General features: G+C 66.2%; 22 protein-coding genes and 1 tRNA gene. 4 read left to right on the forward strand and 19 right to left on the reverse strand.

The features are described from left to right. Positions 1–3 precede the first annotated feature (3 nt). The 18 genes from DRW48_RS05620 to tauA all read right to left on the reverse strand — a co-directional run bounded on the left by DRW48_RS05620 (position 4) and on the right by tauA (position 20,534). The gene (locus tag DRW48_RS05620; RefSeq protein WP_114075549.1) at positions 4–1,413 is read right to left on the reverse strand and encodes an NAD(P)/FAD-dependent oxidoreductase; all 1,410 of its coding nucleotides are present in this window, start codon (positions 1,411–1,413) and stop codon (positions 4–6) included. A 1-nt stretch (position 1,414) separates the two neighbouring features. After that, on the reverse strand, positions 1,415–2,266 hold the full coding sequence (locus tag DRW48_RS05625; protein ID WP_114075550.1) for a PfkB family carbohydrate kinase: 852 nt from the start codon (positions 2,264–2,266) through the stop codon (positions 1,415–1,417). Further along, entirely contained in the window at positions 2,263–3,129 is an 867-nt protein-coding gene (locus DRW48_RS05630; RefSeq protein ID WP_114075551.1) for a sugar phosphate isomerase/epimerase family protein, read from the reverse strand. Before DRW48_RS05630 ends, DRW48_RS05625 begins: the two co-directional genes overlap by 4 nt. Further along, the gene (locus tag DRW48_RS05635) at positions 3,126–3,971 is read right to left on the reverse strand and encodes a carbohydrate ABC transporter permease (RefSeq protein WP_114075552.1); all 846 of its coding nucleotides are present in this window, start codon (positions 3,969–3,971) and stop codon (positions 3,126–3,128) included. The genes DRW48_RS05630 and DRW48_RS05635 overlap by 4 nt, the downstream gene beginning before the upstream one ends. Beyond that, positions 3,968–4,930 carry a carbohydrate ABC transporter permease gene (locus DRW48_RS05640; protein ID WP_114075553.1) on the reverse strand — a complete coding sequence of 321 codons (963 nt, stop codon included), beginning with the start codon at positions 4,928–4,930 and terminating at the stop codon, positions 3,968–3,970. The genes DRW48_RS05635 and DRW48_RS05640 overlap by 4 nt, the downstream gene beginning before the upstream one ends. 7 nt (positions 4,931–4,937) lie before the next feature. Continuing rightward, on the reverse strand, positions 4,938–6,251 hold the full coding sequence (locus DRW48_RS05645; protein ID WP_114075554.1) for an ABC transporter substrate-binding protein: 1,314 nt from the start codon (positions 6,249–6,251) through the stop codon (positions 4,938–4,940). A 43-nt stretch (positions 6,252–6,294) separates the two neighbouring features. Further along, positions 6,295–7,308: an SIS domain-containing protein gene (locus DRW48_RS05650; protein WP_114075555.1), complete on the reverse strand. Its 1,014-nt coding sequence runs from the start codon at positions 7,306–7,308 to the stop codon at positions 6,295–6,297. Between the two features lie 156 nt (positions 7,309–7,464). Beyond that, a complete protein-coding gene (locus DRW48_RS05655; RefSeq protein WP_114075556.1) occupies positions 7,465–8,496 on the reverse strand; it encodes a LacI family DNA-binding transcriptional regulator in 1,032 nt (343 codons plus the stop codon). Between the two features lie 200 nt (positions 8,497–8,696). Further along, positions 8,697–10,856, reverse strand: coding sequence for an esterase-like activity of phytase family protein (locus tag DRW48_RS05660; RefSeq protein WP_114077391.1), 2,160 nt, complete (start codon positions 10,854–10,856; stop codon positions 8,697–8,699). 138 nt (positions 10,857–10,994) lie between these two features. After that, positions 10,995–11,549: a hypothetical protein gene (locus DRW48_RS15880; RefSeq protein ID WP_162784684.1), complete on the reverse strand. Its 555-nt coding sequence runs from the start codon at positions 11,547–11,549 to the stop codon at positions 10,995–10,997. A gap of 188 nt (positions 11,550–11,737) precedes the next feature. Next, the gene (gene pta / locus DRW48_RS05670; RefSeq protein ID WP_114075558.1) at positions 11,738–12,706 is read right to left on the reverse strand and encodes a phosphate acetyltransferase; all 969 of its coding nucleotides are present in this window, start codon (positions 12,704–12,706) and stop codon (positions 11,738–11,740) included. A gap of 3 nt (positions 12,707–12,709) precedes the next feature. Then, a complete protein-coding gene (locus tag DRW48_RS05675; protein ID WP_114075559.1) occupies positions 12,710–13,699 on the reverse strand; it encodes a YeiH family protein in 990 nt (329 codons plus the stop codon). A 375-nt stretch (positions 13,700–14,074) separates the two neighbouring features. Further along, positions 14,075–15,856 carry a sulfoacetaldehyde acetyltransferase gene (xsc, locus tag DRW48_RS05680; protein WP_114075560.1) on the reverse strand — a complete coding sequence of 594 codons (1,782 nt, stop codon included), beginning with the start codon at positions 15,854–15,856 and terminating at the stop codon, positions 14,075–14,077. Positions 15,857–15,866: 10 nt separating this feature from the next. Then, positions 15,867–17,258 (reverse strand): NAD(P)/FAD-dependent oxidoreductase, encoded by a 1,392-nt coding sequence (locus DRW48_RS05685; protein ID WP_114077392.1) that lies wholly within the window; start codon positions 17,256–17,258, stop codon positions 15,867–15,869. A 7-nt stretch (positions 17,259–17,265) separates the two neighbouring features. After that, complete coding sequence (locus DRW48_RS05690; RefSeq protein WP_114075561.1) at positions 17,266–17,658, reverse strand: nuclear transport factor 2 family protein; 393 nt, start codon at positions 17,656–17,658, stop codon at positions 17,266–17,268. Between the two features lie 134 nt (positions 17,659–17,792). Continuing rightward, entirely contained in the window at positions 17,793–18,644 is an 852-nt protein-coding gene (locus DRW48_RS05695) for an ABC transporter permease subunit (protein ID WP_114075562.1), read from the reverse strand. After that, on the reverse strand, positions 18,637–19,479 hold the full coding sequence (locus DRW48_RS05700; protein ID WP_114075563.1) for a taurine ABC transporter ATP-binding protein: 843 nt from the start codon (positions 19,477–19,479) through the stop codon (positions 18,637–18,639). The genes DRW48_RS05695 and DRW48_RS05700 overlap by 8 nt, the downstream gene beginning before the upstream one ends. Further along, entirely contained in the window at positions 19,479–20,534 is a 1,056-nt protein-coding gene (tauA, locus tag DRW48_RS05705) for a taurine ABC transporter substrate-binding protein (RefSeq protein ID WP_241963390.1), read from the reverse strand. The genes DRW48_RS05700 and tauA overlap by 1 nt, the downstream gene beginning before the upstream one ends. Positions 20,535–20,657: 123 nt before the next feature. Between tauA and pdxR the strand changes: the two genes are divergently transcribed. Then, a complete protein-coding gene (gene pdxR, locus DRW48_RS05710) occupies positions 20,658–22,136 on the forward strand; it encodes a MocR-like pyridoxine biosynthesis transcription factor PdxR (RefSeq protein ID WP_114075564.1) in 1,479 nt (492 codons plus the stop codon). A 93-nt stretch (positions 22,137–22,229) separates the two neighbouring features. Here the strand turns inward: pdxR and DRW48_RS05715 are convergent. Beyond that, a tRNA-Leu gene (locus tag DRW48_RS05715) sits at positions 22,230–22,314 on the reverse strand. Positions 22,315–22,510: 196 nt separating this feature from the next. Between DRW48_RS05715 and DRW48_RS05720 the strand changes: the two genes are divergently transcribed. The 3 genes from DRW48_RS05720 (at position 22,511) to DRW48_RS05730 (ending at position 26,006) form a co-directional block, all read left to right on the forward strand. Beyond that, positions 22,511–23,497 carry a complex I NDUFA9 subunit family protein gene (locus DRW48_RS05720; RefSeq protein WP_114075565.1) on the forward strand — a complete coding sequence of 329 codons (987 nt, stop codon included), beginning with the start codon at positions 22,511–22,513 and terminating at the stop codon, positions 23,495–23,497. Continuing rightward, on the forward strand, positions 23,497–24,300 hold the full coding sequence (locus tag DRW48_RS05725) for an undecaprenyl-diphosphate phosphatase (RefSeq protein ID WP_114075566.1): 804 nt from the start codon (positions 23,497–23,499) through the stop codon (positions 24,298–24,300). Before DRW48_RS05720 ends, DRW48_RS05725 begins: the two co-directional genes overlap by 1 nt. Before the next feature lie 140 nt (positions 24,301–24,440). Beyond that, positions 24,441–26,006 carry an NAD(P)-dependent oxidoreductase gene (locus DRW48_RS05730; RefSeq protein ID WP_114075567.1) on the forward strand — a complete coding sequence of 522 codons (1,566 nt, stop codon included), beginning with the start codon at positions 24,441–24,443 and terminating at the stop codon, positions 26,004–26,006. Positions 26,007–26,026 lie beyond the last annotated feature (20 nt).

Raw genomic sequence — 26,026 nt, forward strand, 5'->3', positions numbered from 1 at the left:
GCATCAGCTTCCGGGGGTCAGGCTGGACAGCCACCGGACCAGGGGGCCGGCGCTCTCGTTGCGAATTTCCCGGTCGTTCCGGGCGCGGATGGCGCGCCGGACAATGCGGGCGCCCAGATAGCGGATCGGCTCGGGGGGCAGGGTAGAGCGGCGCGAGAGCCCGACGAGGCCGCTGTGCGACCATGCATCGTCCCGGCCGAGCACAAGGCTCGCGAGGATGCGGCCCGCAACCGGTGTCTGGGCGATGCCGGTGCCGTTGAAGCCGACGCCGAAGAAGATGCCCGGCTGCTTTTCCAGATGGCCGAACACCGGCAGATGTTCGGGCGTGCAATCGATCGGCCCGGTCCAGTCATATTCGACCCGCGCGCCCCGCAGGGTCGGATAGACGCGATGCAACTCGCGAATGTTGTCGATGCGACCGGTCGGACGGCGGTTGTAGGCCGCGGTCGGTCGGCCGAAATAGGCCACGTTCCCACTGCCCCGGCCAAAGACCACCCGGCCATCCGGCGTCCGCTGATAGTAGAGGACGTGGGACTGGGCATCGCAGATCGACTCGCCGCCCGTCCAACCAAGGCGGTCGAGCGTCCCGGCCAGTGGCGCGGTCGCGATGATCTGGCTGTCGACGATGTAGAGGTGACGCCGCAGTTCGGGGATCGCCGAGGCCCAGGCGCTGGTCGCGAGCACGACCTTAGGCGCGCGCAGCGTCCAGCCGTCACCGTGCAGGGTCGAGGGGCTACCGCTGTCAATCTGCCGCACGGGCGAGCGTTCATGGATGGCAATGCCGCGCGACATGGCGAGCGCGCGCAACCCAAGCGCCAGTTTTGCCGGCTGCACCGTGCCGGCACGCGGCTCGACGATGCCCGTATAGGACACGTCCGATCCGGTGCGTTGCCGGATCTCCTCGGCCGTGAGGGGGCGAAAGCGGTCCTCGCCATTTGCGCGGCACAGGGCGACGGCCTTTTCCCAGGCACCTTCCTGCGCAATGGAGCTGGCGGTCCACAGCCAGCCGTCGAGACGCAGGCCCATGTCGATGGTGCCCGAGGCCTGCAACGCCGCAAGCTCCTCGATCGCGTCGGCCGTGGCGCGGCAGAGGCGCAGCGCCTCGTCAATGCCCACCAGCCGTTCCAGCAGGTCGATTTCCGCGAACCAGGTGTGGACCTGTCCGCCGTTACGGCCGGACGCGCCAGAGCCGCAGAAGTCGGCCTCGACAATGGTGATCCGAAGATCGGGCGCCTGCTCGCGCAGCCGCAGCGCGGTCCAGAGGCCGGTGTAGCCGCCGCCGACAATGGCCACGTCGCAGTCCGCATCGCCAGTCGGCGGCCGGGTGACGGGTCCGCCGCCCGCGTCCTGCAGCCAGAAGGACCGGTCGGCGGGGGCGGCGACGGCGGGTTGCCAAAGGCGATAGGTGGTCATGTCAGCTCTCCGCCGTGGCGATGACGTCGGCATATTTTCTCGGCAGCCATTCCGGGATGGGGCGCAGGGTCTGGGGAAAGCCCCCCTGATGCGTGCAGGTCTCAGCCGCGCGGCCGGTGGCAAGACGCAGCGCCTCCGGGACGGGCCGGCCGGCGACAATGGCCTCGGCGATGAACGAGGCGATGAAGCTGTCCCCGGCGCCGCAGGTGTCCACGACCGTGATCGGCCGCGCTTTGATCTGGTGGGTCGCGGTGCCGTCGCGATAGATCGCGCCACGCTTGCCGCAGGTCAGCACGACCTTGCGCGCACCGCGCTGCAGGAAGTCCTGCAAGGCGTCGTCGTCGTTTGCCCCGTCGTCCTCGGCGCCCGAGGCGAAGACCAAGGGCACACCATCCAGCGGCAACAGGTCATGGGCGGTCGAGACATCCACGCTGAAGCCCGCGCCCTCGGCCACCAGTCGGCGCACGAGGCGCGGATCGGCGTTGGTCCCGAGATGCACCCAGTCGGCGCCCAGCAGCGCGGCGTGGCGGTCCTCGGAGGGCAGGTAATCGCGCCCGGCGCCCAGATCCTCCAGCAGGAAGCGGCGGTCGCCGTCATTCTCCAGCAGCAGCGTCACAGCGGTGCTGCCCGGCCGCAACTCCACATCGTCCGGGTCGAGGCCGACGCGCGCGACCTCCGACAGGACGATCTCGCCCTCGGGGTCGCGGCCGACCACGCCGAAATAGCGGGCGTCATGCCCCATGCGCCGCCATTGCACACCCACGTTCAGCGCGTTTCCCCCGACCGCGACCCGGTCTTTCGACAGGTAAACGTCGAGGCAGTTGTCGCCGACGGCGATCAGCTTGATCGTCATGCGGCATTCCCTCGCTGGGTCAGATGGGGCGCGATGGCCGCCATGTTGCGGGTCCACGCCGCATGCGGATCGAGGGCGTAGGTGCCGTCGCCGAACGGCTCGAACGACAGTGCGCCCTTGTAACCCGCTGCCGCAAGCTCGGCGAGGTACTGGCCGAGGGGCAGTTCACCGTCGCCCCAGACCAGATGGCCTGCGGGCGTTCCATCCACGACATGCACATGCGCGAGGCGGTCACCGAACAGCGTGACGTAGTCGCCGACCGTGTCACCTGCGCAGGCCATGGCGACCATGTCCAACACCACGTCCATGCTGTCCGACGCGACCATGTCCAGCAGGCGGTGCAGGTCGGCTGCGCTATGGGCGATGTTGCTCTCGCGCCGTTGCAGCGGCTCCAGCAGGCAGCGGACTCCCTGAGCCTGGGCGTGATTTGCGATTTCGCACAGGGCCTCGGCCGAACGGTCCCAGGCACGCTCCGCCGGCTCATCCTCGAAACCGCGGCCGGGCGTCAGGAACAGGTAGCGCGCGCCCAGCGTCGCGCAAATGTCGGCGGCGCGGCGGAAGCGATCGATGCTGGCGCGGCGGTAGGCATCGTCACCCGAGGCGATGTTGATCGGATACATCACTTGCTCGGGCGTCAGGCAGCGCACGCTCAGGCCGTTATCCGCCAGTGCCTGCTGGACCGAAGCAATGCGGGCTGCATCGGCGTGAAAGAGGTCCAGATGCGGGGCGATTCCCCACAGCTCGATCTCGGTCACGCCAAAGCCGCGCATGGCCCGGGCGACCTTCTCAAACGGCCAGTGCTGAAAGCTGAAGTTCGCGCCGATCAACTGGTCGGCCGACAGCCGGGGAGGGGCGCCGGTCATTTGCCGATTCCTTCGGTCAGGCCGCGGATGAAATACCGCTGCGTCAGGAAAAAGATGATGATGATGGGCAGCGCCGAAAGCGTCATGGCCGCGAAGACCTGCGCAAAGTTCGTGCCCTGCTTTGACATCAGCGAGGTCAGGCCGACCGGCAGCGTCTGCACCGTCGGGCTGTTGGTGAAGATCATCGCGAACAGGTATTCGTTCCAGGCGAACAGGATGTGCAGCACCACGCAGCTCATGATGATGGGCCGGCAGAGGGGCAGGATGATCCGGCGAAAGATCTGGCCGTGGGTCGCCCCGTCCATCATCGCCGCCTCGTCCAGATCGCGCGGCAGATCCAGCATGTAGGCGCGGATCAGGAACGTCGTGAACGGCACCCGGAACGCGGTATAGAGGATGATTAGCGCCCAGTGTGTATCGTAAAGGCCCAGCGATTGCATCATGCGCACGAGGGGGACGAGGGCCACGGTCGGGCTTAGCATCATGCCGCCCAGCACGATGGCCGTGATCAGCGGCTTGGCGGGCATCGGGGTGCGGGTCAGCCCGTATGCCGCCCATGCGCTGATCAGGACGGTGGTGACGGTGGACACCGCGGTGACGACGAGGCTTGAGATCATGTAGCCCTGAACCCCGGACCAGGCCGCCATGTAGTTGGCTAGCGACCAGCGGTCGGGCAGGGCAAAGGGATGGTCAAAGATCTGGCTGTTGGACTTGAAGCCGCCAAAGGCCATCCACAGCAGCGGATAGAGAACGATCACCCCCACGGCCAGTAGGAAGGCCCACAGGAACGCCTGCCCCACGCCCTGCCAAAAGGTACGTTGCACGTTGCCGCCCGGGGTCATGCCACAACCCTCCGCCGGCGCGCATACCAGAGCTGGGCAATGCCGGTCAGCATGGTGACCGCGAACACCACCGAGCCGATGGCCGCGGCGTAGCCCATGTCATTCTGGTTAAAGCCCTGCTCGTAAAGCCAGGTGCCCAAGACCTGGCTGGAGTTGTTCGGGCCGCCGCCGGTCATGACCATGACCTCGTTAAAGACCTGGAACGCGCCGGTGATGGTCACGATGATCATCATCGCCGTCATCTCGCGTGTCAGTGGGAAGGTGATGTTCCACAGCTGCCGCAGCGGCCCCGCGCCATCCATTCGCGCGGCGTCGTAAAGCTCCTGCGGGATTTTCTGGATGGCGAGCGAGAACAGCAGCGTCGAGTAGCCGAAGCCCTGCCACTGGCTCATCGCGATGATGGCGTAGATCGCGGTCCGCGGATCGCCCAGCCAGACCCGCGACCAATGCTCGAGGCCGGTCATCGTCAGCAGGCCGTCGAGGATGCCGATATTGGGCTGGTAGATGAAATAGAACAGCAGGCCGGTTACGGTCGTCGAGATGGCCGATGGGATGAAATACACCGCCCGCCAGATCGCCCGCCACTTGGCCGAGCGCAGCCCCTCGATGATCGAGGCGAGGACGAAGGCGCCCAACACCTGAAATATGATCGAGATCACCGCATAGGCGGTGTTGTTCCACAGCGCACGGGTGATCACCGGATCGCTCGCCAGCCGCCGGTAGTTGTCGAGGCCGACCTGCGTGACCTCGCCCGTGAATATGTCCTGGTTGGTGGTGCTGACGATGAAGTTGTCGATGATCGGGTAGTAGACAAACCAGCCGACGATGATCAGCGCGACCGCCACCCAGCGCAGGCCAAGCGCGCGATCGATCGCCTGCCGCGCAAGCGGGCGGCGGGGTGGGGGCGAAACGGCGCCGACAGGGGCGCCGCTTCTCGTGGTCATGGAGGGCAATGCCATCAGCGTATCACTTGGCCGAAGCGGCGGCCTTGCGAACCTCGGCCACGACATCCTCGGCGGGTATCGAGCCGCCGATGAAGGCCTGCAGGTTCGACAGCCACGCCGCGGCGACCTTGGGATGGTTCACCGTGTCCAGCCATTGCATCAGGTATGAGGCCTGCGCGATCTTCTCGAGGCCGCCGACGACCGACGGGCTCATCTGCGCGGGATCGCTGCCGCCGATGACCGCGCTCGGCTGGCCATAGGGCGGAGCCGAAAGGATCTTGGCGTTCTCGGGGCTGGCGACGAACTTCATGAAGTCGATCGCCAGCGGCACGTTGTCCGATGCTGCGCTGATCATGTAGCCCTCGGGGGCACCCTCCAGCGCCTTCGGATCGCCCTTGGCATCCTTGGGCGCGGGCAGCGCGAAAAAGCCGAACTCCTCGGGCTTCAGCGTCGTGTCGGCCTTGGCGGAGTTATCGAACTCGATGATCTCCTGGTAATACATGGCCGACTTGCCGTCGCTCAGGTCCTGGATCGCGGTCTGGTACGAGATGCCGTTGACGTCCGCGCCGATGGTGCAGCGATCCACGATCTGCTTCAGTTGGTTCAGCGCCGCGACATAGCCAGGGTCGCTGTATTCCGCCGTCGCCGGATTGAAGTCCTTTTCCAGAACCGCCTGCGGGACGTTGTAGGCCAGAAGCTGCCCCAGGTAATGGACGCCGGCCCACGGCTCCTTGTTGCCGAACGAGATCGGCGTGATACCCGCGGCCTTGATCTTGTCGCAGGCTGCCAGCAGCCCGTCGAGGTCGGCCGGCTCGGTCAGGCCTTGGTCAGCGAAGATTTTCTTGCTGTAGCCCATGAACTTGGCATCGAGGTAAAGCGGGATGCCGTAGCTCTTGCCGTTGTAGACGAAGGCGGACAGCGCGGCGGGGGCGAAGGTCTTGCCCCATTCGGTGTCCGGCCCGATCACCGGCGTGAGGTCCACAGCGCGCTTGCCGCGCACGAAGTTGCCGCCCCAGGTCCCGGTCCACGAAAAGAACACGTCGGGAATCGAGTTCGAGGCGACCAGCGTCTTGGTCTTGCCCTTGACGCTGTCGTCATCCTCCTGGATCAGCTCGATCTTCACGCCCGGGTGCTGGGCCTCGTACTGTTTCGCCAGATCGGTGAAATACGGCGCTAGCCGCTGCATGCCGAACTTGGTCAGCACCGTCAGCGAACCCTTGTAATCGACTGTTGCCGCCGGATCGGCCGTTTCGGTGGCAGCGAAGGCCGCCGCTCCCCATCCCAGAGCCGAGACCGTGCCGGCGACGGCCGCAATCGTGCGCAGTGACCCCTTCATTCTTCGTCTCCTCCTGCTGTGCTTTTGCTTTGCTTCTGCCGCGTCAGTATTCGACGCGCTTGTAGTAGCGGCGGGTGGTCAGCGGGTGGTCGCGCAGCACCTCCAGATGCGCGCTGACACGCTGCAGCAGCGTGGCGAGGACAGCCGGCGAGACGAGGGCGCGCACCCGCGGCGAGATGCCGGGCAACGCCACGCCTGCGGCGTCGAGGACACGGACCTTGTCGGTGTAGCGGTGCGCAAAGCGCTCGGCCCGCTCGCCCAGCGGGCGCAGCACGTCCTCGCCCTTCAGCAGGAAGACGCTGACCCCCGGCTCGACCAGCTCCAGCGTGCCGTGGAAGAAGTCCGCGGCGTGGACCGGACGGGTGCGGATCCACTGCATCTCCTCGAGGATGCACATCCCGTAGTAATGCGCCTCGGGCCAGGCAGAGCCGGCGGCTGTGAAGATGTGGTAGGGCTCGTCCTTGATGGCCTCGGCCAGCTTGGCGGCCTCGGGCTCATAGCTCTCTTTCGCGGCAGCAAGCAGTTCGGGCATGATTTTCAGCTCTGCCAGAACCGCCTCGTAGTCGCTGATCGCCCCGATCTCGTCCAGCAGCGCAAGCGCGATCACGAGGGTCTGCAGGTAGAAGGATTCGGATGAAGTGTCGTCCTCGGCAAAGTTCGTGTAGGTGTAGCTTGCCTCGCGGGCCAGCGGCGTTTCGGCGTGCCCGGTCAACGACAGCGTTGTCACGCCCCGCTCGTTCAGGAACTTCAGCAGTTCGACGCCTTCGCGGGTCGTGCCCGACAGCGACGGAATGACGACAAGCGCTTTGTCATCCAGGCCGGCTGGCGGGTCCAATACCACCTGGGCGGGGTAACAGGCGTCGACAGGAAAATTGCTGGCCTGGCGGATCAGGTCGACAGCGGGCAGCGTCAGAAGCTGCACCCCGCCGGTGCCCATGAAGTATAGCCGCTCGATTCCCTTGCCCAGCAGATCGCGGATCAGGGGACGCACTTCTTCGGCAATCGCAACCGCGCCGCTCTGGATGCGAATGAAACGGTCCTTGTCGAAATTCAGCATGATTTCCCTCTGAGTGTGGTGCCAGCGGTCATCGGGCCAGCACCCGGCTTGCGCGGAGCGATTGGAGTGAGACCGGTCTCACATCCGGAAATTAGTCGCGCGATTAATCCTCTGGCAAGGACTTTTTTTTGCGGCTTTGGAAATCCGCGCTTTCGGTCAGCGCCGCGGCTGGCCCCCGGGCTTGCCGACCGAACCCCGGATGATGAGCCGGGTGGGGAAGCGCGTAGCCTCCGGCTCGCCGGTCCCGGTGATGCGATCCTGCAGCAATTTCACCGCCTGCGCACCGATCCGCGCCACCGGTTGCGAAACGACGGTGATCTGCGGATCAGTGAACGTAGCAAGGTCGAAATCGTCAAAGCCGATGAGCGAGACATCGTGCGGGACCGACAGGCCCATGGACCGCAAGGCCAGCAGCGCACCGGTCGTCATAAGGCTGTCCACCGTCAATAGCGCGGTCGGCGGCTCTGGCTGGCTGAACAGCCGAATCGCCGCCTCAATGGTGGATTCGACAGTAGATTGCGAGACGGCGATCAGCCGCTCCTCGACCGCAAGGCCGTGGCCAGTCAGGGCGTCGACATAGCCGCCGAGACGCTCGCGGGCCGTCACGATTCGCGAATCGTCATGAATCAGCGCGATCCGCCGGTGGCCATTGCTGACGAAATAGCTGATCGCCTCGCGCGCACCGCCCTCGTTGTCGACGGTCACGCTGCTGCAGGGCACATCTCGCGCCATTCGGTCGATGATCACCAGTGGCACGCCCTCGTTCACGAGCGCCACCAGATGACCGGTATCGTCGGCCGAGGCCGGCGCCACGATCAGCCCGCGGACGTTGAGGCTGCGCAGGCTGTCCACCACCTCTCGCTCCTGCTCGATGCTCTCCTCGCTGCTGGCGATCATCAGGCTGTGCCGGGTGGGCCGCAGGGCGCCGTCGAGGTCATGGGCGATGCGCGCAAAGAACGGGTTCTGGATGTCGCCGGGCACGAAGCCGACAATGGGCATCTGCCCCTGACGCAGCGCCTGCGCGACGCGGTTGCCGCGATATCCAAGGCGGGCGGCGGCCTCTTGCACCCGGACTGCGGTGTCGTCGCCCACATACCCATAACCGTTCAGCGCCCGCGCCGCCGTGGCGCGAGAGACTTTCGCGGCATCGGCAATGTCGCGAACGGTGACGGGCTTTTTCTGGGACATGCCTGCTTTTCGGTCGATGTGGTGCTGGGCGCAAGTCGCGCTTCGGCCTACCAGAGCGAGAAAGGGGCCGAAAGTTTCAAGATGGTGCGGCAACTTGCATGTTCGGTTCGCCTCGGCGGCAGGGGGGCGAATCTGCTGCGGCGACCTGACCGCGCCGCGGGTGCTATGGGGGGGCGCGGCCGAAGCCGCGCCCCGCCAGATTATTTCGGCAGATCGAAGGACCAGAGGAAGGTCTCGCCAGAACTGTCATCGACGCCGTCATTGTCAGTGACGACCCAGGCCTTGCCTTCCGGAGTGATGGCCAGGCCCTCGACCTTGTCCACCACGTAGCCGCCCCAGGTCTTGAGATCCGGGATCAGGTCGCGCACCACCTCCTTGGTCACGACGGGCAACTCGCCGCCGAGCGGCGCGGGCTTCAGATCGGCCAGGTTGACCCGCGTGACCTGCTTCAGTGCAGCGGCCTGACCGATCAGGTTGTCCCGCTCGATCAGGTACAGCGCGCCGTCATGCGCCGTGACTTCGGACAGACCGACCCAACCCTCTCCGCTTTCCAGCGGATAACGGACGCCGGTCCATTCTTCCGTCGCCGGGTCGAGGTGCAGCAGCTTGACCTGGCCCTTGGGGTCGTCCTTCCATTCCCGCTGAACGGCGAGCCACAGGCCGCCATCCACGACCGTCACGCCTTCGAAACCGAACCGGGTGGACTGGGCGTCGAGGTCTTTCGGCAGAGCGATTTCCTGCGTGATGGCGCCCTTGCCATCCACATGCAGCACGGCGTGCGCGACTTCCTTTTCGGGGTTGCCTTCGCTGGCCAGCCAGAAGCCGCCCTGACCGTCGGCAGCAATGCCCTCGAGGTCCAGTTTTTCAGCCGGCTTGCCGTCACGGGTGACGACCGTGGCGGCCGTGATCTTTGCGGGCATGGTGGTCGTATCGATTGTGTAGATAGACGGCGCAGCGCTGTAGAAGCTGTCACTGACCGCGTAGAGGATCGAGGAGTTCGTAGGATCAACGGTCAGTCCCGACAACGCGCCCCAGCCAATCGTCTGACCTTCGGCGGTTTCGATAGTCGGGTAGATCGGCGCGGCGTCCTGACGCTCGTAGATCATGACATGGGCGCGGGCGGCGCCGTCTTCGCCGAGGTCGGTCTCGTTCGCGGTTGCAAACAGGTTGCGCTGAGGAACAGCGACGAGGCCCTCCGGTCCGATGCCCGAGGCCATGGCCTGCAGCAGTTTCGGCGCCGCGGGATCGGTCACGTCGAAGGCGAAGGTCACGCTGCCACGCTCGGACGCGACAAAGATGGTCGGTGTGCCGTCATAGGTGGCGAAGATCACCGCCTCCGGCTCGCCGCCCTTCTTGCCCGACCGGCCCTCGGGGTAATGGCCGATTTTCATAAGTTCCCGCTCGAGCAGGTTGCCGCTGTCGTAGACGACGGTGCCGTCCTTTTTCCAGACGGTGAAGCCGCGGCTGCCGCCTTTCCAGTCGCCCTCGTTCGCAGTGACGAAGTGATCGTTGTCGATCCAAGCGACCGCGTCCGGTTCGCGCGGCACGCCGGTCAGGCTGCCGGTGGGGTCGATCTTGCCGTCTTTCTCGGTATCGACGTCTTTCAGGTCAACGCTGCCCGCGCTGAAATGTCCGGCGACCGTGTTGTCAGTGCCGATCACGACGATGTGATTGTTTTCCTGCAGCGTGACGACCAGTTCACCGGCGGCGTTGTAGTCCAGATATTCCGGCTCCGGATCCACCGGAGCTACTTCGGCAAGGCCTGTCAACTCGATCTTGGTCATCGCAGCGCAGTCGGCCGAGCCGTCCTTCACGGGGATCACGACGACGTAACCGGCGGGCATCTGGGGCAGGGCGCCGTCATTCACCTCTTCATCGCGCTCGTTCTCGATCGCGACGGCGATGCGGCTGCCATCCTTGTTGCGGGCGACCGAGTCTGGCTGGCCGCCGAGGTCGCAACTGGCGACGACCTTGCCGGCGGCGAGGTCGATCTGGCGAAGCGCGCCGGAGGGGGTGGCGAAACTTTCCGAGGTGTTCACGCCGGCGAAGGCGCTCTGGCCGATCACGACGGTGGTCGTCGGCTCGCCATCCATCGGGATGTTGCCCAAGGGTTTCGGCGCCTTGGGATCGGTAATGTCGATCTGGCCGAGGACGCCCAGGGGGCTGTCGGAATAGATCAGCCGATTGCCGTCCTCAGTCGCTACAATGATCTCGGCGCTCGTCTCGCGGGAGCGGTCCTCGCCCTCGGCCATGTTGTCGGCCGTGGCAAAGCTTGCGACGCGGTTGAAGACAGGTTCGGCCAAGGCGGGACAGGCCGCGCCGAGGGCGATGATCGAGGTCAGAATGATGCGGCTGGACATGCGGTCTCCTGGATTGTCGTCGCGTACCGGCGCGGTATTGACGCCTTCCATGTCGCGGGCGTGACAGTCCGATGACGATTTAGCCCACGACCAGACTTCGCGAGAGCGCTCGTTCAACGCCAGCCGATGGCATGCTTTTCAGTTTTTGCTTAACGGCTCTTGGCGTGACGCGCCTTTTGACAGGTCGAGTGGGCGGTCTGTTTCCGGATTGGACAGAATAAGGGTGTAAGGCCGCAGCGGTTCACTCAGACGCAAGCGCCCGTCCGCCCCGACCCGGCCAGTCAAGGTAATCCGCGCAACGCCCTCGGCTACATCGAGTCCGTCGTCGCTGCGCACTTCGACCTTGATGCAGTCGCCGGCATGGTAGCCTGCTGTGGTGACGATCAGGTTCAGGTCGGCAGCGTGGTTAACGGCATCGCCAACTGGCTGGTCGTCCGGTCCTTCCGTCCAGCGGATCGCCAGAACTTTGCCTTCAGGTCGATGCGTCACCCGGCAAGGAGGGCGCTGACTTTTGGTACTCGCTGTGACGGGCGCGGTGGACTGCAGTCCTACCTCGACAGCGTCTTTCCCGACCTTGGTCGCACCCGCCAACGCAATCGATGGAAATGTCCACAGTGGCACCGCGCAAAGTGCGATTCTGAATGCCTGGAGAGGTATCACTGACGAGCCGCCATTGAGATCGGGTTCCGTCAAGCTTGAGCCACATCATCCAAAATGCGCAAGGCAAGAAGGGCCCGGTGTGCCGGGGCCCTTCGGGGCCGAGGGCCGATCCCGAATTGCGATCCTCGGCGACGACCCCACGAACGTTCAATGCACAGCGTCGTGCCAGCCCGCCACTTGCCGCGCGTGGCTCGCAGTGGTTCCTTGCGGCAGAACCTTCCTCAACCCAAGGCCGCGGCCTGTGCACCCGTGACCGCAATCGCCGCGACGATGTCGTCCACGCTGGCGCCGCGGGACAGATCGTTGGCCGGGCGCGCCAGTCCCTGCAGCACCGGGCCGATCGCGGTGAAGCCGCCGAGGCGTTGAGCCATCTTGTAGCCGATGTTGCCGGCGCCGAGATCGGGGAAGATGAACACGTTCGGCTGGCCCGTCAGGGGGCTGCCCGGGGCCTTGCGCTGGCGGATTGCGGCATCGATTGCGGCGTCGAATTGCAACTCGCCGTCGATCTGCAGATCCGGGGCGCGCTCGCGCACCGTGGCGACCGCCTCGCGCACGCGGGTGATGCTTTCATGCTCGGCGCTGCCGGCGGTCGAGAAGGACAGCATCGCAACACGCGGGTTCGCGCTCAGCAGTGCCCGGCATGACGCCGCGGCGGATAGCGCGATGTCTGCAAGCTCGGCCGCCGAAGGGGCGATCACCAGGCCGCAGTCGGCGAAGATGACCCCGCCCTCGATGGGCGAGGGGCGGGCTTCGGGCGGGATCATCAGGAAAAAGCTCGACACGATGCCGGCGCCCGGCGCGCGGCCGATGGCCTGCAACGCCGCGCGGACGGTGTCGGCGGTGGTCGCGACCGAGCCGCCGACGGTGCCGTCGGCCAGACCCAGACGCACGCGCATGGCCGCTTGGCGGATGGGATCGCGCATCTCGACCTCGGCCCGCTCTTCGGTCATGCCCTTGGCGCGGCGCATCTGTAGCCAGGCCTCGACCAGTGCGGGCAGGTCGGCTGCCGTCGCGCTGTCGATGCCGGCACAACCGGGGGCGGCGCCGTCCAACAGTGTAACCTGCGCCAGCCCCTCGCGCACGGCTATGGCCGCGGCCTCGGTCACGCGGGGATCGCCTCCCTCGGGCAGCACGATATGGGCGCGGCGGGCGCGAGCGGTGTCAAAGATGCGGTCCAGCGTGGCGGACATGGCTCAGCCTCCAATCATGTGCAGGCCGAGGATGACCCAGGCACCGAGGAACACGGTTTCGGCGACCAGCAGGGCGATGGCGCCGGGCCCGACCTCGAGCATCTTGCCGAGCGACGTCTTGATGCCGACCGCGGCGATGGCAATCAGCAGGCACCAGGTGGACACCTTGCCCGCGGCGGCGGCAACCGCCGGCGGGATCAGGCCCATCGAGTTGACGGCCGCAAGCACCAGAAAGCCTATGACAAAGCCGGGTAGCAACGGCGGCGCCTTGCCGCCATCGTTGTCGGCCAGGCCGCGCGAGCGGATGATGATCGAGAACGCGAGAACGACCGGGGCCAGCATCGACACCCGGATCAGCTTGACCAGGGTCGCGGTCTCGCCCGCCTCCGGTCCGATCGAGAAGCCTGCGCCGACGACCTGGGCGACATCGTGGATGGTGCCGCCCAAAAAGACGCCGGCGGTGCGCTGGTCAAAGCCGAGCCAGCCGGACAGCATCGGGTAGACCACCATGCAGACAGTCGACAGCACGGTCACCGACAGCACGGTAAAGACAAGGTCGCGCTCGGACCGCTCATGCCGGGGCAGCACGGCGGAAATCGCCATTGCCGCCGAGGCACCGCAGATCGCAACGGAGCCGCCGGTCAGCAGCGCAAAGCGCCACTTGCGACCCACGAAGCGTGCGACCAGCAGCGCAAAGAGGATCGTGGCGACGACCCCGGCGATCACCAGCAGGATCAGCGACCAGCCGAGCTGCGCCAGCATCTCGACCGAGATGCGCGCGCCCAGCAGCGCCACCCCGAGGCGCAGCACGCTGCGCGCGGTCAGCCCAATTCCGGGGGCGGTTCGGGTGCCTTCCTCTGAAAGGAAGTTCAGCGCGAGGCCCAGCAGCAGAGCCAGCAGCATCGCCGGGGCGCCGTAATGCTCGGACAGGAATTTCGCGGTAATGGCGACGAGGCTGGCGACGGCGAAGCCGGGAAAGGCGCCCCGCAGCATCGGCAGGCTGGGTAGGCTGGGCAGAGTGAGGGCCACCGGACGGTCCTTTCGTGGCAGGGGGCCGCGATCGGCGCGGCGGGTGCGGTTGTCCCAGGTGGCGGCCAGGACAGGGCGCCGTCCCCGCCCGCCGCTGGGGGGAGCAGACGGGCGGGGACGGCAGTCACCCGGCACATGCAGGAGAGGCGGGCCGGGTGTGGTGCGCCGCCGACGTGGCCGGGCAGGGGGTGTGACCGGCCGGGACGGAGCAAGAGTAGGGCCGGGAAGGGCTCCGCAGGGATGCCGTCGCAGGTGTCGCGCCGGCAGTCTTGGCACGGCCTGGCAGGCCGGCTGGCACGCGCGGAGGATCGAGCGTGCCGACTTGCTATGCGGCCTGGATCAGGCGGCGCCCTTCTGCGGACGCATGTCGCTTGCGTCGATGCCGGCCACGACCACCGGCTTTTTCATGGCGTCGCGGCGGAAGGGCTCGCCCAGTTCCTGGTTCAGCAGCACCTCGATGAACGTGGTCTTTTTCTCGTTCATCTGGCGATCGACCGCCTTGCGCAGTTCCTCGGTCAGTTCCTGTGTGCTGCGGACCTGCACGCCCTCGACGCCGCAGGCCTTGGCGATGCCGGCGTAGGTGGTGTCGCGGTCAAGCTCGGTGCCGACGAAGTTGTTGTCGTACCACAGCGTCGTGTTGCGCTTTTCCGCACCCCACTGGTAGTTGCGGAAGATCACCATGGTGATCGCCGGCCAGTCGTCGCGGCCGCAGGCCGTCATCTCGTTCATCGAGATGCCGAACGCGCCGTCGCCGGCAAAGCCGATGACCGGGGTGTCCGGGTTGCCGATCTTGGCGCCCAGGATCGAAGGGAAGCCGTAGCCGCAGGGACCGAACAGGCCCGGCGCGAGGTATTTCCGGCCCGTCTCGAAGGTCGGGTAGGCGTTGCCGATGGCGCAGTTGTTGCCGATGTCGGACGAGATGATCGCCTCGGCCGGAACGGCGGCCTGGATGGCACGCCACGCTTGACGAGGCGACATCAGTTCGCTGTCACGCTTGCGCGCTTCCTCGTTCCATTGGGTGCCGGGATCGTCCTGCTCGTGATCGAGGCTCGACAGTTCCTGCGCCCAGCGCGACTTGGTCTGCGCGATCCGCTCCTTGCGCTCCTTGCGACCCTCGTCGCCGGCGGTGCCGGACAGCTGTGCGAGGATGCTGCGCGCCACCTTCGCGGCATCGCCCTGGATGCCGACCGTGACCTTCTTGGTCAGGCCGATGCGGTCCGGGTTGATGTCAACCTGAATGATCTTCGCATCCTTGGGCCAGTAGTCGATGCCATAACCCGGCAGGGTCGAGAACGGGTTGAGGCGCGTGCCCAGCGCAAGCACGACGTCGGCGTCGCGGATTAGCTCCATCGCGGCCTTGCTGCCGTTATAGCCCAGGGGGCCGACGGCCAGCGGGTGGCTGCCGGGGAAGCTGTCGTTGTGCTGGTAGTTGCTGGCGACCGGGGCATCCAGACGCTCGGCCAGCTTGGCAAGGTCCGGGATCGCGCCCGACAGCACCACGCCGGCGCCCGACAGGATGACCGGGTTCTTGGCCTCGGACAGCAGCTTCGCGGCCTCGCGAACAGCCTCCTCGCCGCCTGCCGGACGCTCGAACGCGACGACTTGGGGCAGTTCGACGTCGATGACCTGGGTCCAGAAGTCGCGCGGGATGTTGATCTGCGCCGGGGCGCTGTTGCGCCAGGCCTGCATGATCACCCGGTTCAGCACCTCGGGGATGCGCGAGGCGTCACGCACCTCTTCCTGATAGCAGACCGAGTCCGCGAACAGGCGCATCTGCTCCATTTCCTGGAAGCCGCCCTGGCCGATAGTGCGGTTGGCGGCCTGCGGGGTCACCAGCAGCAGCGGCGTGTGGTTCCAGTAGGCGGTCTTGATCGGGGTGACAAAGCCGGTCACGCCCGGGCCATTCTGGGCAATCGCCATCGACATCTTGCCGGTCGAGCGGGTGAAGCCGTCCGCCATCAGGCCGGCGTTCGTCTCGTGCGCGCAGTCCCAGAAGGTGATGCCCGCCTTGGGGAACAGGTCGGATACCGGCATCATCGCGCTGCCGATGATCCCGAAGGCATGTTCGATGCCGTGCATCTGGAGGACTTTGACGAAAGCCTCCTCGGTGGTCATTTTCATGGCGCGCTCCTTATTTCTGACGCTCGTCGCGATAGTGATAGAGTTGGTAGAGGCCCCATTGCCCCAGACGCCTGAACGGCGTCTTCCAGCCCTCATGTTTCAATTCTGTCCCGAAGATCGGTAGATCGGGGACGGGTTGCCCGGCAATCAACTGCGCCATGCGCCGGCCAGCCATGGCCGAATACATCACCCCGTTGCCGCCGTAGCCGAGCGCGTAGAACGCGCCGGGCAGATCCTTCAGCCCGGTGATGCGTGGCATCATGTCATGGCTGACGTCCACCCAGCCCCACCAGCTGTAATCCAGTTCGATCCCGCGCAGGGCAGGGAACTTGCGGGCCATGCCCTCGCGCAGTGCGGCGAGATGTGCCGGGTTGGCTGCATCGCGGCCGGTGATGGCCGCACGGCTGCCGATCTGCAAGCGGTTGTCAGGCAACATCCGGTAGTAGTGGCGCAACGTGCGCGTATCGGTCAGCGGCGAGCCGACCTGGGCGCCGACCGCGGCCAGCTCCTCGGCCGTCAGGACCCGGGTGACGACGCTGTTCGACATGATCGGCAGCAGCCGGTCGCGCAGCTTCGCGTGCAGGCTGCGCGGGGCGTAGCCGGCGGTAGCGACCGCAACCCGCTTGGCCCGGACGGTGCCGCCGGGCGTGCGCAGGTGATGCACGCCGTTCCTGTAGTCCCAGGAGACGACCGGGCTGTCGACGTGCACCTTGGCGCCATGCTCGCGCGCGACGCGGCAATAGCCGAAGGCCAGCTTGGCGGCATGGATGCCGACGCCATCAGGCTCGTACATCGCGCCTTGGGCTTCCTGGTCGCGGACGACCTGCTCGTGGACCTCGCCGCGGCTCATCATGCGCGCGCCATATCCGAACTTGTCGCGCAGGACCTCGGCCTCTTTGGCGAGGCCGGGCATCACCGAGGCCTTGTGCGCCAAGTAGAAATGGCCGCCGTCCTGCGGATCGCAGTCGATAGCGTGGTCGCGGATCTGACCGCGCCAGTATTCGAACCCCTCCAGCATCTCGCCATGCAGGCGCCGGGCGACGTCGAGGCCCCAGCGCTCGATCCACTGGCTGCGCTTCAGTCGCCCGGCCGAGAATTGGGCCTGGCCGCCGTTGCGGGTCGAGCAACCATAGGCCGTGCCATGCGCCTCGAGGACGACTACCTCGGTCCCGAGGTCGCGGGCCAAGGCGATTGCGCAGTTGAGGCCGGTGTAGCCCGATCCGATGACCGCCACTTCGACATCCATGTCGCCGGTGACGGGACCATCATCCTCGGGCGGGGGGCCGGCCGTGCCGATCCAGTAGGTCGGGGCATAGTCGCTGCCGTGGCCGGTCCCCTTGGCCGTCATCGGATCGTATAGCGGATCGTATTTCACCGAGCCGCGGGGTTTATGCGCCTGCATCATACCCTCACTTCGCTGCGACGGCGGGCCGTTGTTTGCGCAGGGCCTGCTTTTCGACGATCTTGCCGTCCTTGATCCGGAACAGGTCAGCGCCCTGCACCTCGGTGCGGGTGCCGTCCGGGTTGGTCGCGCGGAAGGTCCACTGCGACACGCCCCGCGATCCGTCCTCGGACATGAAGTGGCTGTGGTCGGCCCATTGCACATCCGGCATCGCGGTCCAGACGCCGGTGAACGCCTTGGCGATCGCCTCGCGGCCCTTCACCTCGTTGCCGAACTCGTTGTCGCCAGCGACGGTGTAAAACACGCAGTCATCGGCAAAATGCTGCATCACGCCGTCGATGTCGTGACGGTTGAAAGCGTCGAAAGTCGCCTTCAGATGGTCTGCGGTCAGGGTGCTCATGGCAGTCCTCTCAGTCATTGGATACTCGCCGCGCGGTCATTGCCGCGCGTCACGATCGGTCAGTGTGGAAAGCGTTTTGCCGGGAGGCGGGCCTCAGCCCGCGGTGGCCTGGACCGCCGCGGGTAAAAGGGCGTTCAGACTTTGCCTTTCCACGGGATCAGGCGCCGTTCCAGGTAGCGGATCAGCAAGTCGAAGGCGAAGGCGAAAGCGCCGATGACGATGATGCCCATGATCACGGTCGCACTGTCGAGGAACTGGGCCGCGTTCAGCACCATGAACCCCAGGCCGCGCGTCGCGGCGATCATCTCGGCCGCGACCAGCGTCGTCCAGCCGACGCCGAGGCCGATGCGCATCCCGGTGAAGATCTCGGGCAGGGCGCCGTTCAGGATGACGTGGCGGATGACCTGGCCGCGCGAGGCGCCCATCGCATAGGCGGCGTGAATCTGTTCGGTCGCGACCGAGCGCACCCCGGCGCGGGCCGAAATCGCGAGCGGCGCAAAGATCGCCAGGAAGATGAGGAAAATCTTGGAGCCTTCGCCGATCCCCAGCCAGATGATGACCAGCGGCAGATAGGCCAGCGGCGGAAGCGGACGGTAAAATTCGATGATCGGGTCAAAGATGCCGCGCATCAGGCGGTTCACGCCCATGAGGATACCGACCGGAATGGCGATGACCGCGGCCAGCACGAAGGCCGAGAAAACCCGCCCGAGGCTGGCCAGCGTGTGTTGCAGCAAGGTCGAGTTGGCCACGCCGTCGGTCGAGGCAATGACGAACTTGTTCCATACGGCGCCGGGCGACGGCAGGAACAGCGGCTTGACCCAGCCCATGCCGGTAACGAGAAACCACAGGGCGATCAGGATGACCGCGGTCAGCAGGCTGACATTGACCGTCGAGCCCGAGGTGACGCCGTAATACGATCCTGCTTGTGCGGCGCGCTTGCCCCGGAACCAGGGAAAGGCAAAGCCGGCGGCGCTCTGTTCAGCCATGGACTACCCCCTCGGCCGCTCCGGCCCGTTCGTCGCCATAGATGATGCCCAGCACCTGCTCGCGCATCCTGATGAAATCCGGGTCCGACTTGACCGCGCGGGAATCGCCGGTCTCGAGGAAGCGGCGGTTGAAATCCAGATCGAAGCTGTGGGTGATCCGGCCCGGGCGTGGCGACATGACGATCAGCCGCGATCCGAGGAAAAGCGCCTCTTCAACACTGTGGGTGATGAAGAAGAACATCTTGTTGGACACCGACCAGATCTTCAGCAGAAGTTCCTGGATGGTCTCGCGGGTCAGTGCGTCAAGCGCCGCCATCGGCTCGTCCATCAGCAGCATGGCGGGATCGCAGGTCAGGGCGCGGGCAATGCCCACGCGCTGCTGCATGCCGCCCGAAAGCTGATAGATCATGTGGTTGTGGAAATCCTCGAGCCCGACCAGCGCCAGGTTATCGGCCGCACGGCGGCGGCGCTCGACCTTCGGAACGCCCCGCAGCTTGAGGCCGAACTCGGCATTTTCCATGACCGTGAGCCAAGGCAGAAGGGCGTGCTTCTGGAACACCACGCCGCGGTCGGCACCCGGCCCGCGGATGGTGCGGCCGCCCAGCGTCAGCTGCCCCGCCGTGGGGGCCATGAAGCCCGCCATCAGGTTCAGCAGGGTCGTCTTGCCGCAGCCCGACGCGCCCAACGCCACCACGAAGTCCCCTGGCTCGATATCGAGATTGAGCCCCTTCAGTGCAATCACCGCCGTGTGGGACGATTGCCGCGGGTAGGTCAGGTCGACGTTCTCGACCCGCAGCGCCACTTGGGCGCTGCCGGTTTCTGATGCCTGGGCCATCACTTGGATGCAGCCTCAGCGTAGGTGCTCAGGACGAACGGGCTATAGTCGTCCAGCACGGCGTCGATCTGCTTCTGGTCCTTCAGGAACTCGGCGCTAGTGCCGAGCGCGCGCAGGGCACCGCCCTCCTTGCCGCCGCCGAGCCAGGTGGCCGAGGCCTGCTCATCCGCGGTCGGGAACCCCAGCAGCTGGATGTCGCTGGCGATATCGGCGGCGTTGCCACCGATCAGCTTCACCATGCCCTGGATCTGCGGCGAGTCGGCGGTCCAGTCCTTGCCATGTTCCTTGTAGTCGGCATAGGCCGCGGCAAGCGCCTTGGTGAAGGCTTCCATGAACTTGGGGTTCTTCTCGGCCCAGGAGGTGCTGGCGACGAGGCCGTCGAAGGTCGGCACGGTCGCGGCGCCGATCTGCTCGGAGTCGGCGATCACAGTGCCGTCCTTCTTCAACTCGGACAGGGCCGGTGGCCAGACGTAGGCGGCGTCGATGTCGCCGCGCTGCCAAGCGGCCACGATCTGCGGCGGCGCAAGGTTCAGCAGCTGAACATCGCGCGGGTTGATGTCCCACATCTTGGTCAGGCCAGCGAGCAGGTGGAAGTGCGAGGTCGAAACGAACGGCACCGCGACCTTCTTGCCCTTCAGATCGGCGGGCGAGTTGATGCCCGACCCGTTGCGCGCCACGAGCGCCTCGGACTTGCCGATGTTGTCGAGGATCCAGAATACCGCGACATCGACACCGCGGGAGGCGGCAGCGGTCAGGCCGGTCGAGCCGATCACGCCGATCGGCACGTCGCCCGAGGCGAGCGCCGTCGAGATATCGCCGCCCGAACTGAACTGGCGCCATTCGGCCTTGTAGCCGGCATCCGCCAGCGCCTTATCGATGCTGCCATCCGCGATGGCCGACAGGAAGGGCCCGACGATCTGCTGATAGCCGACCGTGACGCTTTCCTGGGCGTTGGCGACGCCAGCCGACAGGAACGCGGCGGCCGTCAGGGCCATCGCAGTCCTCCCCGAGGTGCGGAGGGATACGCCCGTCCACATGGTTTTCATAAAGCTCATTTTCTACTCCCTGAAACGGGCTGAGGGCCGCTGGACCGCATCTTTGCGCGGCTTGACTGGCATCATTGCGTGACGTTCCGTCACAGGCTATGTCCAGTTTAGGATATCGGTAGGTCCAGAACGATGACGGCTTGCCTGCCCCTCGATTCAATCTTCCTGGGTCAGGAGCGTCACCAGACGCTGCAATCGCGTCTGATGTCGGGAATGGTGACGGCGATCATGTCCGCGGGCTGTGTGCCCGGCACGCGCATCCCCTCGACCCGGTATCTCGCGAACGCCCTCGGCCTCTCGCGCATGACGGTAACTCTGGTCTACGCCGAGCTTGCGGCAATGGGCTATATCGAGAGCAAGCCGCGATCCGGCTTTGTCGTTGCCTCGACCGTGCCGGTGCGCCGGCTGTCGACCCAAGGGGACGGCGCCCCTGAGGCGGGAGGCAGCGTCAATTGGGACGAATGGCTTCCGCCGCACACGCCGCGCAAGCGGGTCATTCGCAAGCCGGCCGACTGGCGCGACTATCCCTATCCGTTCATTTTCGGGCAGACCGATCCCTCGCTGCTGGACCATGCCGCCTGGCGCGACTGCGCGCGCCGTGCTCTGGGCCGCAACGATTTTGGCGAGATGTCGGTCGATCTGATGACCCGCGACGATCCGCGGCTGGTCGAGCAGATCTGTACGGCGACCCTGCCACGCCGTGGTATCAGCGCGCGGCCTGACGAGGTTCTGATCACCGTCGGTTCGCAAAATGCCCTCTACCTGACACTGGAGCTGCTGGCCCGCGACGACCGCCCCACCGTCATCGAAGAGCCTGGCTATCCCGACTTCGCCGAAACGCTGCGCGCCCGCGGCGTGCCCATGCAGTTCGCTACGGTCGACGAGGGCGGGCTTGACCTGGGAGCGATTCCCGCGGGCACGAAGATGGTCGTGGTCACCCCCAGCCACCACATTCCCACCGGCGCGACGATGCCCATGGATCGACGCCGCGCGCTGCTCGAACGGGCCGAGGCGGATGATTTCCTGATCATCGAGGATGATTACGACTACGAGATGTCCTACCTCGCACCGCCGATGCCGGCGCTCAAGTCGCTCGATCGCAACGGCCGGGTGATCTACCTCGGTAGCTTTTCCAAATCGCTCTTTCCGGGGTTGCGGATGGGGTATCTGGTCGGCCCGGCCCCGCTGATCGAGGCAGCGCGCGCCGAGCGGGCGATGATGCTGCGCCATCCCGCCAGCCAGATGCAGCGCATCACCGCCTATTTCCTGTCACTGGGGTATTACGAGGCGCATATCCACCGCCTGCGCGAGGCGATGGCGGCGCGCATGGCGTGCCTGGTGCAAAGCCTGGCCGATACGCCGTTCCGCATTGCGGGGGCTGGCCGCGACGGCGGCGCCTGCCTCTGGGTCGAGGCGCCGGCCGGCGTCGACAGCCGCGCCCTCGCCAATGCCGCCGTCGCGCGTGGCGTCCTGATCGAGCCGGGCGATGTCTTTTTCGAGCACCCGCCCCAGCCGTGCCCGTTCTTTCGCCTCGGCTGCGCATCCATCGGCACCGAGCGGATTCCGCTAGGCATCGCGGCCCTGACCGAGGCGCTGGCCGAACTGGCTTGATCTGGCTGGGCGTGGTATCCGGAAAATGAAAAACCCCAGCAATTGCCGGGGTCTGTCACACTCGCGCTCAGGTTCGCGCGATCGTCGCAATTGTGGTGCCCAGGAGAGGACTCGAACCTCCACACCTTGCGGCACACGGACCTGAACCGTGCGCGTCTACCAATTCCGCCACCTGGGCCAGTCGCGTGGAGAGGGGAATTATGGCGAGCCGCCGTGGGTGTCAACGGGCAAAACGCGCGATCCTTGCACAACCTCGATGATGGCGCGCGGCGCGCCTGCCCATCCCAGCGAGCCGAACGCGCGATGCTTGCCGCGCGAGGTGGCAGAGGCTAACACCCATGGCGAAAAGGTCAGCAGGGACCGGGGGTTTGGCCATGTCGAAACTGGTGACAATCTACGGCGGCTCGGGCTTTCTGGGCCGGCAGATCGCCCAGGCAATGGCCCGGCAGGGCTGGCGCGTCAGGGTGGCCGTGCGCCGCCCGAACGAGGCCTTGTCGGTGCGGACCTATGGCGCCGTTGGCCAGGTTGAGCCCGTCGCCTGCAACGTGCGCGACGATTTCTCCGTGCGCGCCGCGATGACGGATGCCGATGCCGTCATCAACTGCGTGGGCGTCATCGTCTCTGAGGGAAGAAATCGCTTTGACGCCGTCAACGAGGCGGCGGCGGGCCGTATCGCCCGGCTGTCGGTCGAAATGGGGGTCCCCCGGCTGGTGCAGGTCTCGGCCCTGGGTGCCGACGCGAACGCCAAGTCCGGCTATCTGTCGTCCAAGGGGCGGGGCGAGGCGCTGGTATTGGAAGCCCGGCCCGATGCGGTGATCCTGCGCCCCTCGGTAATGTTCGGGGCCGGCGACAGCTTCTACAACAAGCTCGCGGGGCTGGTATCGTTCGCGCCGATCGTGGCGATCACGGGCGGGCGCTCGGAGGTGCAACCGGTGTTCGTAGATGACGTTGCCCGGGTGGCTGTCATGGCGGCGGGAGGCGAGGCGCCGTCCGGCATCTACGAACTTGGCGGCCCCGAGGTGATGACCCTCCGCCAGGTGATGGCGCAGATCCTGGGCGTCATCGGCCGCCGGCGTCTAGTCGTCAGCCTGCCCGGTTGGCTGGCCGCAATTCCGGCGACCGGGCTGGACGTTTTCCAATGGGCAAGCGGCGGTCTGGTGACCAACCGGCTGATCACCCGCGACCAGCTTCGCGCGCTGCGCGTGCCTAACCGGGTCGGCACCGGCACCATGGGCTTTGCCGACCTCGGGATCACCCCGGTCGCGGCCGATGCAGTGATTCCGGACTACCTGTGGCGCTTCCGCCCCTCCGGGCAATATGCGGCGATCAAGGCCTCGGCCAAAAAGCTGCGCGCGCGCTGATGGCCGACCAGACACTGGTTGCCGCAGCCTTGGGGCTGCTCGAGGGCCTGACCGAGTTCATTCCCGTCTCCTCCACCGGCCACATCCTGCTGGCCGGGCACTTTCTTGGCTTTGATTCGCCCGGCCGCGCGTTCGAGGTGCTGATCCAGCTTGGCGCGATCCTCGCGATCCTTGGCCTTTACGCTGGCCGGCTGTGGCGCCTGTTCGCATCGGCCCCACATGATCCGCGCTCGCGCCGCTTTATCCTGGCGGTGCTGCTGGCGTTCCTGCCCGCCGTCGTGGTCGGCGTTCTGGCGCATGATTTCATCAAGACGGTGCTGTTTGAAACGCCCTCCCTGATCGCCGTGATGCTGATTCTGGGCGGGATCATTCTGCTGTTCGCCGACCGGTTGGCGGTGAGCCCGCGCTATCACGCAGCCGAGGACCTACCCTTGCCGGTCGCCTTTGGCATTGGCGTGATCCAGTGCCTCGCGATGATTCCCGGGGTCTCGCGGTCTGGGGCGACCATCGTCGGCGCGCTGGCGATGGGGGCTGACAAGCGGACCGCGGCCGAGTTCAGCTTTTGGCTGTCGATGCCGACCATGGCAGGCGCCTTCGCTTATGACCTGATGAAGAACCGCGCCGTGCTGGATTCGGCCGGATGGCTGCATGTCGCCGTCGGCTTTGTCTGCGCCTTCATCGCCGCGTCGATCGTGGTGCGCTGGCTGCTCGGTTACGTCTCGCGCAACGGGTACGCGCTTTTCGCGTGGTGGCGGATCGCGGTAGGGATCGTGGTTTTGCTGGCCTTGGCGGCAGGTAGGTAAAAAACCGGACCTAAATCATGAGGGAAAAATTTCCTTCCGACTGGATCGGCCAAAGAATCTTTAATTAAGGTCAGCACTGCTGCCTTTTCATGTTGCCTCGCTTGTTTTAGGCCGATCCCTTGAGACGAGCGGGGGGCAGCATGGCCGGACAGCGGATGTTGAAGTTTGTGACGCTCGGCCGCGAGATGCCGGAAAAGCGTCCGGCCGGCGAGCGAGCGGAGGATTTCAATGAAATCTACCGCGAGTTTGCCGCACAGAAAGCGGCCGAGCAGGCCAGTCGCTGCAGCCAGTGTGGCGTGCCCTATTGCCAGAGCCACTGCCCGCTGCACAACAACATCCCCGACTGGTTGCGCCTGACAGCCGAGGGCCGTTTGCGCGAGGCCTACCAGACCGCGCAGGCCACCAATACCTTCCCGGAAATCTGCGGCCGCATCTGCCCGCAGGACCGCCTGTGCGAGGGAAACTGCGTCATCGAGCAGTCCGGCCACGGCACTGTCACCATCGGTGCCGTCGAGAAATACATCACCGACACCGCCTGGGCCGAAGGCTGGGTCGAGGGGCCGCGGCCGCAGGCTGAGCGGGGTGAAAGCGTCGGCATCATCGGCGCTGGCCCCGGGGGGCTGGCCGCCGCCGACATGCTGCGACGCGTCGGCTTTCAGGTCACCGTCTACGACCGCCACGACCGTGCAGGCGGCCTGCTGACCTATGGCATCCCCGGCTTCAAGCTCGAAAAAGACGTGGTCACCCGGCGCGTCGCCCTGCTCGCCGAGGCTGGGGTCGAATTCGTCCTGAACACCGCGGTCGGCGAGGACCTGAGTTTCGACGCGATCCGCGGCCGGCACGATGCAGTGCTGATCGCGACCGGCGTCTACAAGACTCGCGATCTGGATATCGACAATGCCGAGGCGCGCGGCGTCGTCCGCGCGCTCGACTATCTGACCGCCGCCAACCGGGTCGAGTTCGGCGACGAAGTCCCTGATTTTCTGGACGGAGAGCTGGATGCCCGCGGCAAGCGCGTGATCGTCATCGGCGGCGGCGACACGGCCATGGACTGCGTGCGCACCGCCATCAGGCAGGGCGCCCAATCCGTCAAGTGCCTCTACCGGCGCGACCGGGCCAACATGCCCGGCAGCCAGCGCGAGGTCGCAAATGCCGAGGAAGAGGGAGTCGAGTTTGTCTGGATGACCGCGCCCGGCGCCTTCGCCGGCGCGGCTGATGGCGGACGGCCGGACGGAGTGACCTTTGCCGGCCATGTCACGGGCGAGGCCGCGACCGGCGACGAAGCCGAGGTGGCCAATGCCGGCGGCGACGTGACCGGCGACGGTATCGGCGACAACCCCGTCATCGCGCGCGTCCGCGTCCAGCGTATGCGCCTTGGCGTGCCCGACATCAGCGGTCGCCAGTCGCCCGAATTGATCGAGGGCGCCGACTACGACGAGCCGGCCGAGCTGGTCATCAAGGCCCTCGGTTTCGAACCCGAGGAGTTGCCCCGCCTTTGGGGCCAGCCGGGGCTGGAGGTCACGCGCTGGGGCACGATCCGGGCCGAGCATGGCACCCATCGTACCAGCCTGCCCGGCGTCTACGCCGTCGGCGACATCGTGCGCGGCGCCAGCCTGGTGGTCTGGGCGATCCGCGACGGACGCGAGGCGGCGGCACGGATCGTGCTCGATCTGGACAGCCAGTTGCAGCAGACGGCGGCCGAGTAGGGACAGGGCGATGATCAGGC

Origin of the sequence: Paracoccus suum (assembly GCF_003324675.1) — a bacterium.
Classification (GTDB): Bacteria; Pseudomonadota; Alphaproteobacteria; order Rhodobacterales; family Rhodobacteraceae; genus Paracoccus; species Paracoccus suum.